Below are 12,575 nucleotides of genomic sequence, written 5' to 3' on the forward strand. Positions count from 1 at the left end.
ACGGCATGCGTATCGTATTTCGCAGCCTTGAAAGCCGCATCGTCACCTTGTTCCTGGTGCTGATCGTGGCGGTCCAGGTGATCGGTTTGCTGGTCATCCAGCGCGGCATCGACAACAACGCGCGCCAGGCCATCGCCGGCGAATTGCACAACGGGGCCAAGGTGTTCGGCCGTCTGCTCGAGCAAAATGCCCAGAACCTGCGCTTCGGCGCGCGGCTGCTGGCGCGCGACACGGCGTTTTTGGCTGCCATCGGCAACAACGAGGAGGGCGACCGCGCCACCATCGAATCGGCGCTGGCCAACAGCGGGCGCCGCATCAAGGCGACGATGACCATGCTGGTCAACAGCGAACGCCAGATTAGCGTGTCCACCAATGCCGCGCAGGCGCTGCTGCTGGCAAAAATCGTTGACGGCATGCTCGACCCGGCCGAGGCGGCCGACGGCGCCAACGGCATCGCCATCGTCGAGCGCCGGCCGTACCAGGTGGTCGTGATGCCGGTCAAGGCGCCGATCACCATCGGCTGGATCGTCATGACCTTTCCGATCGACCGCCAGTTGGCCACGGAAATGCGCGAAGTGACCTCCTTGCACGCCACCATCGCCACGCGCGACCAGGCGGGCCACTGGCTGCCGGCCGGCTCCACCTTCGTCGGCCCGTCGGCGCAAGCGGTGGTGGCGCAGTTGCAGGCGCTGCCCAAGCCTGCCAGCGGCGACGCCGCGACGTTTGACCTCGAGGTGGAAGAGAGCCGCTACAGCGCGCGCCTGCTGCGCATCGGCGAGGATAACGGCCAGGTCGCCGGCGTGGTGCTGGCCCGCTCGATCGACGAAGCCACCGCCGAATACCGCAAGCTCGAACGCTGGCTGATCCTGCTCACGCTCGGCGGCATCGTCATTTCCACCATCGTCATCGTGATCACCGCCAAGCGCATCGCCCAGCCGATCAGCGAACTGGCCGCCACCGCCCGTCGCCTGGAGCAGGGCGACTACAAGGGCGACATCGACACCAGCCGGTCCGACGAAATCGGCGCCCTGGCTGGCGCGTTCGACTCGATGCGCGAATCGATCGCCAAGCGCGAACAGGAAATCCGCAGGCTGGCGTACTGGGACACGCTGACCAACCTGCCCAACCGCGCGCAATTCCTGCTGCTGCTTAACGACGCGCTGCTCAACGCGGAAGGCCGCGAGGAGGCCGTGTTCGTGCTGATGATGGACCTCGACCGCTTCAAGCACGTCAACGACGTGATGGGCCACAGCTTCGGCGACGCGCTGCTGCGCCAGGTCGCGGGCCGCTTGCAGCTGTTGCTGGTCAACCGGCTGCAGTCGTCGGCCCAGGTGGCGCGCCTGGGGGGCGACGAATTTGCGGTGCTGCTGCCCGCATCCGACCTCGAAGCGGCGCAGCGCATGGCCGGCGAAATCCTGCAAACGCTGGAAGCGCCGCTGTCGCTCGACGACCAGACCGTGGACATCGGCGCGGGCCTCGGCATTGCCGGCTATCCCACCCATGGCGACGATGGCGAACAGCTGCTCAGCATGGCCGAGGTGGCGATGTACGCGGCCAAGACCCGCAACGACGGCGCCGTGGTGTACGACGCAGCCATGGACAAGTCCAGCGACAAGAGCCTGTCGCTGCTGACGGAACTGCGCAACGCCATCGAGCGCAACGAGTTCCGCCTGTTCGTGCAGCCCAAGATCATGCTCGATACCGGCCAGGTAGTGGGCATGGAGTCGCTGGTGCGCTGGGTGCACCCGGAGCGCGGCAACGTGTTCCCGGACGAGTTCATTCCGTTCGCCGAGCAGACCGGCTTTATCCGCCTGCTCACGCGGTGGGTGATGGAAAAATCGGCGGAGCTGTGCCAGCAGCTGGCGGCGCAGGGCCACCATTTGAAAGTGTCGGTCAACCTGTCCACCCGCGATCTGCTCGACCAGGATTTGCCGGTGAAGTTTGCCGACTTGCTGGCGCGCTACCGGCTGTCGCCCGGTTCGTTCTGCCTGGAGATCACCGAGAGCGCCATCATGGACGACCCGGTGCGGGCCCAGACCACGCTCGAGCGCCTGTCGAACATGGGCGTGGACCTGTCGATCGACGACTTCGGCACCGGCTACTCGTCGCTGGCTTACCTGAAGCGCCTGCCGGTCAACGAACTGAAGATCGACAAGTCGTTCGTGCTGAACATGGAAAACGACGAAGGCGACACCAAGATCGTGCGCTCGACCATCGACCTCGGTCACAACATGGGCTTGCGCGTGGTGGCCGAGGGCATCGAGAGCGAGGCCGTGTGGCGCCTGCTGGCCGAACTCGGCTGCGACCAGGGCCAGGGATACTTCATGAGCCGGCCAATTCCCGGTGACCAGCTGGTGGCGTGGCTGGAGAAGTGGCGCGCGCCGATTGCAGTGGCCGCGCAGCCGGCGGTAACCGCTGGTCACCCTACCGAATAAAAGTTTCTTTACGGGCATGCCTGGCGTGTCATATTTGTCATACTTCAGGCTATGATCTGGTTGCCGAACACATCCGTTCTGTTCATACACCAAGGATCGCAATGCCACGACGACTGACTCTCTTCGCTTCCCTGATCTTGACGCAAGCTGCCGCCATGGCGCAAACCTGCAACGGCAACTGGCCGGCCATCGACTATCCCGTCACCCGCACCGTGGACCAGCAGGACAACTACCACGGCGCCACCGTGGCAGATCCGTACCGCTGGCTCGAAGACGCCAACAGCGCCGACACCGCCTCCTGGGTGCAGCAACAGAACCAGCTCACGCAAGGCTACCTGGCGCAGATTCCGGGCCGCGACGCCATCAAGGCGCGGCTGACCAAGTTGTGGAACTACGAGCGTTTCAGCGTACCGTTCAAGGAAGGTGGCCGCTACTTCTACAGCCGTAACGACGGCCTGCAAAACCAGGCGGTGCTCTACACCATGAAGTCGCTGGCAGACATGCCGCGCCTGCTGCTCGACCCGAACACCCTGGCTGCCGACGGCACGGTGGCGCTGGCTGGCCTGGCGGTGAGCCCCAACGGCAAATACCTGGCCTACAGCACCGCCGCCTCGGGCTCGGACTGGAACGAGATCCGCGTGCGCGATATCGACACCGGCAAGGATGTCGCCGACCAGATCAAGTGGGTCAAGTTCTCCAACACGGCCTGGCTGCACGACGGTTCCGGCTTCTTCTACAGCCGCTACGACGAGCCGACCGAAGCGGGCAAGCTGGCTGCCGTCAACTACTTCCAGAAGCTGTATTTCCACAAGATCGGCACGCCGCAAAGCGCGGACACGCTGGTGTACGACCGCCCGGACAACAAGGACTGGGGCTTCTCGGCCCAGGTGACCGAGGATGGCCGGTTCCTGGTGATCACCGCCTCGCAGGGTACCGAGAACAAGAACCGCGTGTTCTACAAGGATTTGACGCAGAAGGACGGCAAGGTGGTGGGCCTGCTCGAAGACTTCGACGCCGCCTATAACTTCGTGGGCAACGACGGCAACGTGTTCTACTTCCACACCGAGCGCAACGCGCCGCGCGGGCGCATCGTCGCCATCGACGTGAGGAAACCGGCGGTGCTGAGCTGGAAGCAGGTCGTGCCGGAAAGCGGCAGCACGCTGGTTTCCGCTTCGCTGGTCAACAACCAGCTGCTGGTCGATTACCTGAGCGACGCCCACAGCCTGGTCAAGGTATTCGACCTGCGCGGCAAGCCGCTGCACGACGTCAAGCTGCCGGGACTGGGCACGGCGTCCGGTTTCTCGGGCAAGCGCGTCGATACCGAGACTTTTTACGCGTACACCAGCTTCACCACGCCGTCGACCATCTATCGCCACGACCTCAAGACCAACAAGAGCAGCGTGTATCGGCAGCCCAAGGTGGACTTCGACCCGGCAGCGTATGAAACGCGCCAGGAATTCTTTACCAGCCGCGATGGCACGCGGGTGCCGATGTTCATCGTCGCCAAGAAGGGCATCAAGTACGACGGCAGCAACCCGACCTATCTGTACGGCTACGGCGGCTTCAACGTCTCGCTCACGCCGACCTTCTCGGTGGCCAACCTGGCCTGGCTGGAAATGGGCGGCGTGTACGTGATGGCCAACCTGCGCGGCGGCGGCGAGTACGGCGAATCGTGGCACGAGGCGGGCACCAAGCTAAAAAAGCAGAACGTGTTCGACGACTTCATCGGTGCGGCCGAGTGGCTGGTGTCGCACAAGGTGACGTCGCCTGCCAAGCTGGCAATCGGCGGCGGCAGCAACGGCGGCCTGCTGGTGGGCGCGGCGATGACCCAGCGCCCGGACCTGTTCGCGGCGGCGATTCCGCAGGTGGGCGTGCTGGACATGCTGCGCTTCCATAAATTCACCATCGGCTGGGCGTGGACGTCGGACTACGGCTCGTCCGACAATGCCGACGAATTCAAGGCGCTGGTCAAGTACTCGCCGCTGCACAACCTCAAAAAAGGCGCGTGCTACCCGGCGACCATGATCACGACCGCCGACCACGACGACCGCGTGGTGCCGGCGCACAGCTTCAAGTTCGCCGCAGCCGCCCAGGCGGCGCAGGCAGGCCAGAAAGGCGCCGCGCCGATCCTGATCCGCATCGACAGCAAGGCCGGTCACGGCGCTGGCAAACCGACGACGAAACAGATCGAAGAAGTGGCCGACCGCTGGGGCTTCCTCACGCGCGCCCTGCACATGGATGCGAAATAAGGTTCGATAGCGAACATAAGAAATGGCGTGATGGAATTACTATTGGTTATAGACTTAACCACTCCATCACGCCATGATTACATCGCAGACGACCAATAGCACAGCGACCGCGCGGCCCAAGCGCCAGCCGACTACGCGTATCTCGACCGGCATCAATGGCCTCGACGACATCCTGTGCGGCGGCTTGACCGCCCAGCGCGTGTACCTGGTGGAGGGCTCGCCGGGTACCGGCAAGACCACCCTGGGCCTGCAGTTTCTGCTCGAAGGCGTCAGGCTCGGCGAGACCGGCTTGTACATCACCTTGTCGGAAACCGCCGATGAACTGGAGGCGGTGGCCGAGAGCCACGGTTGGGACATGCAAGGCATCGACGTGTTCGAGCTGGCCAATGACACCTCACTCGATCCCGAGGCGCAGCAGTCGGTGTTTCACCCGTCTGAAGTGGAACTGGGCGAAACCACGCGCAGCGTGATGGAGCGCGTCAATACGCTCAAGCCCTTGCGGGTGGTGTTCGACAGCCTGTCCGAGATGCGCCTGCTGGCGCAAAACCCGTTGCGCTACCGGCGCCAGATCCTCGCCCTCAAACAGTTTTTTTCGCAGCGCGACTGCACCGTGCTGCTGCTCGACGATAAATCGAATACGCCCGACCAGCAGCTGCACAGCATCGCCCATGGCGTCATCAGCCTCGAGCAGATCGCCCAGGAATTCGGCAAGGAACGCCGCCGCGTGAATGTGATCAAGATGCGCGGCACCAAGTTCCGGGGCGGTTACCACGACTACATCCTCGAGACCGGCGGCCTGAAGATCTTCCCGCGCCTGGTGGCGGCCGAGCATCACCGGCCCTATAGTGCCCATGTCAGCTCCACCGGTTCCGAGGGCTTCGATGCGCTGCTGGGCGGCGGCCTGGCCTCCGGCACCAACACCCTGATCGTGGGGCCATCCGGCATCGGCAAGACCACCATGTCGGTGCGCTGCCTGCTGTCGGCGCTCGAGCGCGGCGAGAAGGCCTCGTTCTACCTGTTCGACGAAGGCCTGGGCACGTTCTTCGCGCGCTCGGCCGCGCTGGGGATGGAACTGCGCGGCTACGCCGACAGCGGCCAACTCAAGATGCACCACATCGATCCGGCCGAGCTGGCGCCGGGCGAATTCGCCCAGATGCTGCGCGACGCGGTGGAGGGCGCCAACGTCAAGTTCATCGTCATCGACAGCCTGAACGCCTACCTGCAGGCGATGCCGGGCGAGCATTTCCTCACCTTGCAGATGCACGAGCTGCTGTCGTACCTGAACCAGCAGGGTGTGACCACGGTGCTGGTGCTGGGCCAGCATGGCGTGATCGGCGAAGTGCGTACCGACGTCGATCTGAGCTACATGAGCGACACCACGGTGCTGGTGCGCTTCTTCGAATCGAACGGCCGGCTGCGCCGCGCGCTCACCGTGATCAAGAGCCGCACCGCCGACCATGCACTGACCATCCACGAGCTGGTGCTGGGCAGCGGTGGCATGGCCATCGGCCCGGCGCTCGAAGGTTTCGAGGGCGTGCTCACCGGCCTGCCCACCTATCGCGGCGCCACGCCGATGATGGCGACCGATGCCGATACCCATGTCAATACCGATGTCCGCCGCTGACCACACCATCGAGGAGCGCATCCTGATCCTGGCGCCGCATGGCCGCGACGCCGAGGTGATCCACCAGGTATTGCTGCGCGACGGCTTCAGCGGCGGCGCGGTGGCCAACGTGGAGGCGCTGGTGACCGGCCTGCAGCAGGGGGCCGGCGCCTGCGTGATCGCCGAGGAGGCGCTGCGCGACTCCAGTGTGAAGCAATTGCTGGCATGGCTGGGCACCCAGGAACCGTGGTCCGATTTCCCGTTCGTGGTGCTCGTTGCCAGGGGCGGTGGCCATACCCAGGCGGCGCGCAGCACCTTCGACCAGCTGGGCAACATCATCCTGCTCGAGCGCCCGCTCAATGCCGAAACCCTGCGCAGCGCCGCCGCCTCGGGCCTGCGCGCGCGGCGGCGCCAGTACGAGGCGCGCCGCATCCTGGCCGAGCGCACGCTGGCCTCGGACAGCCTGCGCGACAGCCGTGCCGAACTGCTGCAACTGAACGAAACGCTGGAATCGCGCATCGAGGAACGTACGCGCGCGCTGGCCCAGGCCAACGACCGCCTGATGAACGAAGTGATCGAGCGCGAGCGGGTGCAGCTGGCCATGGTGCAGCTGCAGAAGATGGAAGCGGTAGGGCGCCTGACCGGCGGCATCGCCCACGACTTCAACAACCTGCTCAACGTGATCCAGGGCAGCATGGACCTGATCCTGCTGCTCTCGCAAGACGCCAACGCCCGCAACAAGGCCGAGGTGGCGCGCCGCGCTTGTGAGCGTGGCGCCAAGCTCACCAGCCAGCTGCTGGCATTTTCGCGCAACCAGCGCCTGAACCTGCGCGCCACGCCGGTGCGCGCCATGTTCGACGGCGTGCGCGAGCTGATGGCCACCTCGCTGGGCAGCGGGGTCAAGTTGGAGTTCGACGTGGCTGACGACGTCGGCCTGGTCATGGCCGACACCAACCAGATGGAGATGGCCCTGCTCAACCTGGCCATCAACGCGCGCGACGTGATGCCCGACGGCGGCAAGTTGACGGTGAGCGCCAGCACAGCCAGTCCGCCGGAGGGGTTGCTGCCGCCCGGGCGGTATTGCCGCATCGCTGTGACCGACAACGGTCCCGGCATCGACCCTGCCATCGTCGGCAAGGTGTTCGAACCATTCTTCACGACCAAGAGCGTGGGCAAGGGCACCGGCCTGGGATTGAGCCAGGTGTATGGCATGGCCCAGCAGTCGGGCGGCACCGCACGCATCGTGAATGCGGAGGGCGGCGGCACCACTATCGAGATCTGGCTGCAACTGGCGCAGCAGGCCGAGGCGGAAGCGAGTGCACCGGTGGCGATCGCACCCAAGCCTGCCGGCGATGGTGTACGCATCCTGGTCGTGGAAGACGACAAGTCGGTGCGCCAGTCAATGGTGGAACTGCTCGAGACGCTGGGTTACCAGGTCAGCCAGGCCGACGACGGCGAAGCGGGCCTGCGCGAACTGCGCCGCGCCAAGCCGCACCTGATGATCACCGACTACCTGATGCCGGGCATGACCGGCGCCCAACTGGTAGCCGCCGCCAACGTCGAGTTCCCCGGACTGCCGATGATCATCGCCACCGGTTACGCCGACATGGAAGCGATCGACGCCGTTATCGGCGACAACACCGTGCTGCGCAAACCGTTCCACCTGGGACAGCTGGCGGCAACGGTGGACCACGCGCTGCGGCGGTGAGTGTCGTCGGGGCAGCGAGATTGTTTTGCAGGCCCCGGTCTAGCGGTGGATCACCACCATCAACGCCTTCGCCTCGGTCTTGCCCACGTTGCGGATCACGTGCTGCAAATCGGCTGCATAGCGCGCGGTGGCGCCCAGTTTGACTTTCTTCTTGTCGGCGCCCACCACCACTTCCACCGCGCCATGCAGCAGCGTCAAGTGTTCCTGGGCGCCCGGGTCGTGGCCTTGCGAGGCCAGTTCGCCGCCCGGGGCCAGCGTCAGTTCGTACCATTCGTACTTGCCGGCCAGTTCCATCGGACCCAGGATGCGCAGCACGTAGCCGGCGTGGGTGCCGGGCAGGGTGGGGGTCTCGTGCGCTTCCAGAACGCGGATGGTGGCGGTTTCCTTTTCTGCTGTCGCCAGCAGGTCGCCGATCGGCACGCCGAGCGCGTTGGCCAGGCGCCAGGTGATGGCAATCGTCGGGTTGGCCTTTTCGCGCTCGATCTGCGAGAGCATCGACTTGGAGACGCCGGCAATGCGCGACAGGTCCTCGAGCGTGAGGCCGCGCGCCAGGCGCAGGCGTTGCAGGGCGGCGCCGACTTCGGGCGGGGCGTTCGTCGAAACGGGTGTTTGCATTGTTTTATTCGGCGGATGGGCTAAATTGCAGGTAAATCTGTCGGACCCTGCGGATATTTCCGCATGGTCCCGGCTTGCGCGGTTCAATTGTTCTCTGTAATATCCACTATATTGAATTCTAGTTCGACATACCGAATTTCTGCTCAGGCAGTGAAAACGTGTCGCGATCGTACCACATCCGAACTACACCCTACATTACCGACAAGGGATCACCATGACCATAGCCGCCAAAAACACCTTCTTCACCGGCCTGCAGCACACCCTCGACCAGTTGCGCAGCGATGGCCTGTTCAAGCCGGAGCGGGTGCTCGCTTCGCGCCAGGGCGCCGAAGTGGTGGGCGATGACGGCCGCACCCTGATCAATATGTGCGCCAACAATTACCTGGGCCTGTCGGGCGAAGAATGGGTGGCACAGGCCTCGATCGACGCTACTGAAAAATACGGCTACGGCCTGTCGTCGGTGCGCTTCATCTGCGGCACCCAGACCGTGCACAAGCAGCTGGAACAGGCGATCTCGACATTCCTCGGTACCGAAGACACGATCTTGTACGCGGCAGCCTTCGACGCCAACGGCGGCGTATTCGAGCCGCTGTTCGACGAGAACGACGCCATCATTTCCGACGCCCTGAATCACGCCTCGATCATCGACGGCATCCGCCTGTGCAAGGCTGCGCGCTTCCGCTACGCCCACAACGACATGGCCGACCTTGAAAAGCAGTTGCAGGCAGCCGCCGGCAAGCGCCATAAAGTCATCGTCACCGACGGTGTGTTCTCGATGGACGGCACCATCGCCCAGCTGGACAAGATCTGCGACCTGGCCGACCAGTACGGCGCGCTGGTGATGATCGACGAGTGCCACGCCTCCGGCTTCATGGGCGCCACCGGCCGCGGCACGCACGAGCACCACAACGTGATGGGCCGTATCGACATCATCACCGGCACCCTCGGCAAGGCCCTGGGCGGCGCCATGGGCGGCTTTACGTCCGCGCGCAAGGAAGTGATCGACATGCTGCGCCAGAAATCGCGTCCTTACCTGTTCTCCAACACGCTGGCGCCATCGATTGCCGGCGCCTCGCTGGCCGTGCTCGAGCGCCTGTCGCAATCGACCGAACTGCGCGACCGCCTGCACCTCAATACCGCCTACTTCCGCAAGGAGATCGAGCGCATCGGCTTTACCATCAAGCCGGGCACGCACCCGGTGGTGCCGGTGATGCTGTTCGACGCGCCGGTGGCGCAAAAGTTCGCGGCGCGCATGTACGAGCTGGGCGTGCTGCTGTCGGGCTTCTTCTACCCGGTCGTGCCGATGGGCCAGGCGCGCGTGCGCGTGCAGCTGTCGGCTGCCCATACCCGCGAGCAGCTCGACACCGTGCTCAAGGCCTTCGAGCAGGCCGGCAATGAACTGGGCCTGCTGGCCAGGTAACCACTGGCCGCTCAACCGCCAGACCGCCAAACAATACCATGCACATCGTCAGGAACCACATGAACACCACTACCCCAAGCGCCGAACGTATTCTCGTCATCGGCGCCAATGGCCAGATCGGCAGCGAACTGGTGGAGGCGCTGGCGGCCAGCCACGGCGCCGACAACGTCTTCGCCGCCGATATCAGCCCCACCAACCTGTACAACGCAGCGCGCTACCTGACGCTCAATGTGCTCGACAAGGAAGCGCTGGCGGCGCTGGTGACCAACGAAGGCATCACCCAGGTGTACCAGCTGGCAGCCATGCTCTCGGCCACAGGCGAAGCGGCGCCGCTCAAAGCCTGGACCCTGAACATGGACGGCCTGCTCAATATCCTGGAAGTGGCGCGTGAGCGCGGCGCCATCGGCAAGCCGTTGAAAGTGTTCTGGCCGTCGTCGATCGCCGCCTTCGGTCCCAATACGCCAGCAGTGAACACGCCGCAAACCACGGTGATGGACCCGACCACCATCTACGGCATCAGCAAGCTGGCCGGCGAGCGCCTGTGCGAGTACTACTTCCTCAAGTACGGCGTGGACGTGCGCAGCATCCGCTACCCCGGCATCATCAGCTTCAAATCGCCTCCGGGCGGCGGCACCACCGATTACGCGATTGCGATCTTCCACTCGGCGCTGCGCGGCGAGCGTTACGAATGCTTCCTCGGCCCGCACACCACGCTGCCGATGATCTACATGCCCGACGCCATCCGCGCCACCATCGAACTGATGGAAGCCCCAAGCGAGCAGGTGAAAGTGCGCTCGTCGTACAACGTGGCCGGCGTGTCGTTCAACCCCGAGCAACTGGCGGCCGCCATCACCCGCGCGGTCCCGGACTTCAAGATCGGCTATGCCCCGGACAGCCGCCAGGCGATTGCCGACTCGTGGCCGCAAAGCCTCGACGACGCGGTGGCCACCGCCGACTGGGGCTGGCAGGCGCGCATCGGCATCGACGCCATGGTGGCCGACATGCTGGCCAACGTCGACGTCAAGCTCGGTCGCGCGGCGTAATTGACCATCATATAAAACGACAACGAGAGACACTGATGGATATGAGCGTATTCGATCTGTTCAAGATCGGCATAGGACCGTCGAGTTCCCACACCGTGGGACCGATGGTGGCGGCGCGCCGTTTTTTGCTGGACTGCGCGCCGCTCGACGATGCGGCCGGCGTCACCGCCGAGCTGTATGGCTCGCTGGCGCTGACCGGCGTGGGCCACGCCACCGACAAGGCCGTGATCCTGGGCCTGATGGGCGAAACCCCGCAGGACGTGGTGCCCACCGAGGTGGACGCGCAATTGGCTGCCGCCGAAGCGGCAGGCCAGCTGGCGCTGCTGGGCGGACACACGGTGCCGTTCAAGCGCGGCGTCAACCTGATTTTTCACATGGCCGAATCGCTGGCCGAACACCCGAACGGCATGCGCTTCACGCTCACCCGTACCGACGGCTCGACGACCAGCAAGGTGTATTACTCGGTCGGGGGCGGCTTTATCCGCGAAGAGGGCGAGGCGCAGCAGGCCGCACCCGATACCACGCGCCCGGCGCTGCCATACCCGTTCGATACCATGGACCAGCTGCTGTCGCACGGCCAGTCCAGCGGCTTGAGCATCCCGCAGATGTTGCGTGCCAACGAGTGCGCGCGGCTCGGTAACGAGGAGCTCAACGCCGGCATCGACCGCATCTGGCACGTGATGCGCGACTGTATCAATCACGGCCTGGAAACGCCCGGCATCCTGCCCGGCGGCCTGCAGGTCAAGCGCCGCGCGGCGCGCCTGTGGCAGCAGGCGCAGTCGAACGTGGCGCCGGCCAACCACCTGCCGCACGACGCGCTGCACCAGGTCAGCCTGTACGCGATGGCGGTCAACGAGGAAAATGCCGCCGGCGGACGCGTGGTCACGGCGCCGACCAACGGCGCGGCCGGCATCATCCCGGCAGTTCTGCGCTACTACGCGGAAGACTGCAAGCCGAGCGACCCGGTCACCGGCATCCGCGATTTCATGCTGACCGCCGCAGCGATCGGCATGCTCTGCAAGCGCAATGCGTCGATCTCGGGCGCCGAGGTAGGGTGCCAGGGCGAGGTGGGCGTGGCGTGCGCGATGGCCGCTGCCGGCCTGGTGGCGGCCCTGGGCGGCACCAATCTGCAGATCGAGAACGCCGCCGAAATCGGCATCGAGCACCACCTGGGCATGACGTGCGATCCGATCGGCGGCCTGGTGCAGATTCCGTGCATCGAGCGTAACGGCATGGGCGCGGTCAAGGCGATTACGGCGGCGTCGCTGGCGTTGAAGGGCGACGGCACCCACTTTGTCAGTCTCGACGAGGTGATCGAGACCATGCGCCAGACCGGTGCCGATATGCAGGCCAAGTACAAGGAAACGTCATTGGGCGGGTTGGCGATCCACGTCATTACTGTCAACCATGCTGCTTGTTGACCGAATTTGATGAGGGTCTATGGATCCCCGCCTGCGCGGCGGTCCGCCGATGCGGGATGACGGATTTGAGTTCGCGAAATA

The 12,575-nt window shown here is 64.8% G+C and carries 8 protein-coding genes; 7 read left to right on the plus strand and 1 reads right to left on the minus strand.

Annotated features, from left to right (window positions below; genetic code table 11):
• The first annotated feature begins 5 nt into the window (after window positions 1-5).
• The 4 genes from DUPY_RS10155 to DUPY_RS10170 all read left to right on the plus strand — a co-directional run bounded on the left by DUPY_RS10155 (window position 6) and on the right by DUPY_RS10170 (window position 7,995).
• Entirely contained in the window at window positions 6-2,435 is a 2,430-nt protein-coding gene (locus tag DUPY_RS10155; RefSeq protein ID WP_070247716.1) for a putative bifunctional diguanylate cyclase/phosphodiesterase, read from the plus strand.
• 101 nt (window positions 2,436-2,536) lie between these two features.
• A complete protein-coding gene (locus DUPY_RS10160; RefSeq protein ID WP_208600029.1) occupies window positions 2,537-4,684 on the plus strand; it encodes a prolyl oligopeptidase family serine peptidase in 2,148 nt (715 codons plus the stop codon).
• A 73-nt stretch (window positions 4,685-4,757) separates the two neighbouring features.
• The gene (locus DUPY_RS10165; protein ID WP_070247717.1) at window positions 4,758-6,308 is read left to right on the plus strand and encodes an ATPase domain-containing protein; all 1,551 of its coding nucleotides are present in this window, start codon (window positions 4,758-4,760) and stop codon (window positions 6,306-6,308) included.
• Window positions 6,283-7,995 carry a response regulator gene (locus DUPY_RS10170; RefSeq protein ID WP_141749501.1) on the plus strand — a complete coding sequence of 571 codons (1,713 nt, stop codon included), beginning with the start codon at window positions 6,283-6,285 and terminating at the stop codon, window positions 7,993-7,995. Before DUPY_RS10165 ends, DUPY_RS10170 begins: the two co-directional genes overlap by 26 nt.
• Before the next feature lie 39 nt (window positions 7,996-8,034).
• Here DUPY_RS10170 and DUPY_RS10175 read toward each other — a convergent pair whose 3' ends face one another.
• Window positions 8,035-8,610, minus strand: coding sequence for a helix-turn-helix domain-containing protein (locus DUPY_RS10175; RefSeq protein WP_070247718.1), 576 nt, complete (start codon window positions 8,608-8,610; stop codon window positions 8,035-8,037).
• Between the two features lie 214 nt (window positions 8,611-8,824).
• Between DUPY_RS10175 and kbl the strand changes: the two genes are divergently transcribed.
• The 3 genes from kbl to DUPY_RS10190 are packed head-to-tail and all read left to right on the plus strand — an operon-like array spanning window position 8,825 to window position 12,494.
• Window positions 8,825-10,030, plus strand: coding sequence for a glycine C-acetyltransferase (gene kbl, locus DUPY_RS10180; protein WP_070247719.1), 1,206 nt, complete (start codon window positions 8,825-8,827; stop codon window positions 10,028-10,030).
• Window positions 10,031-10,089: 59 nt separating this feature from the next.
• A complete protein-coding gene (locus DUPY_RS10185) occupies window positions 10,090-11,073 on the plus strand; it encodes an NAD-dependent epimerase/dehydratase family protein (RefSeq protein ID WP_070247720.1) in 984 nt (327 codons plus the stop codon).
• 35 nt (window positions 11,074-11,108) lie between these two features.
• Window positions 11,109-12,494: an L-serine ammonia-lyase gene (locus tag DUPY_RS10190; protein WP_070247721.1), complete on the plus strand. Its 1,386-nt coding sequence runs from the start codon at window positions 11,109-11,111 to the stop codon at window positions 12,492-12,494.
• Window positions 12,495-12,575: the final 81 nt, after the last annotated feature.

The sequence above is a fragment of the Duganella phyllosphaerae genome, from assembly GCF_001758785.1.
GTDB classification, from domain to species: domain Bacteria; phylum Pseudomonadota; class Gammaproteobacteria; order Burkholderiales; family Burkholderiaceae_D; genus Rugamonas; species Rugamonas phyllosphaerae.

Bases quoted from the DNA above. Each gene is read 5' to 3' on its own strand.
- DUPY_RS10155 (WP_070247716.1), top strand. From the start codon at position 6: ATGCGTATCGTATTTCGCAGCCTTGAAAGCCGCATCGTCACCTTGTTC.
- DUPY_RS10160 (WP_208600029.1), top strand. From the start codon at position 2,537: ATGCCACGACGACTGACTCTCTTCGCTTCCCTGATCTTGACGCAAGCT.
- DUPY_RS10165 (WP_070247717.1), top strand. From the start codon at position 4,758: ATGATTACATCGCAGACGACCAATAGCACAGCGACCGCGCGGCCCAAG.
- DUPY_RS10170 (WP_141749501.1), top strand. From the start codon at position 6,283: ATGTCAATACCGATGTCCGCCGCTGACCACACCATCGAGGAGCGCATC.
- DUPY_RS10175 (WP_070247718.1), bottom strand. From the start codon at position 8,610: ATGCAAACACCCGTTTCGACGAACGCCCCGCCCGAAGTCGGCGCCGCC.
- kbl (WP_070247719.1), top strand. From the start codon at position 8,825: ATGACCATAGCCGCCAAAAACACCTTCTTCACCGGCCTGCAGCACACC.
- DUPY_RS10185 (WP_070247720.1), top strand. From the start codon at position 10,090: ATGAACACCACTACCCCAAGCGCCGAACGTATTCTCGTCATCGGCGCC.
- DUPY_RS10190 (WP_070247721.1), top strand. From the start codon at position 11,109: ATGGATATGAGCGTATTCGATCTGTTCAAGATCGGCATAGGACCGTCG.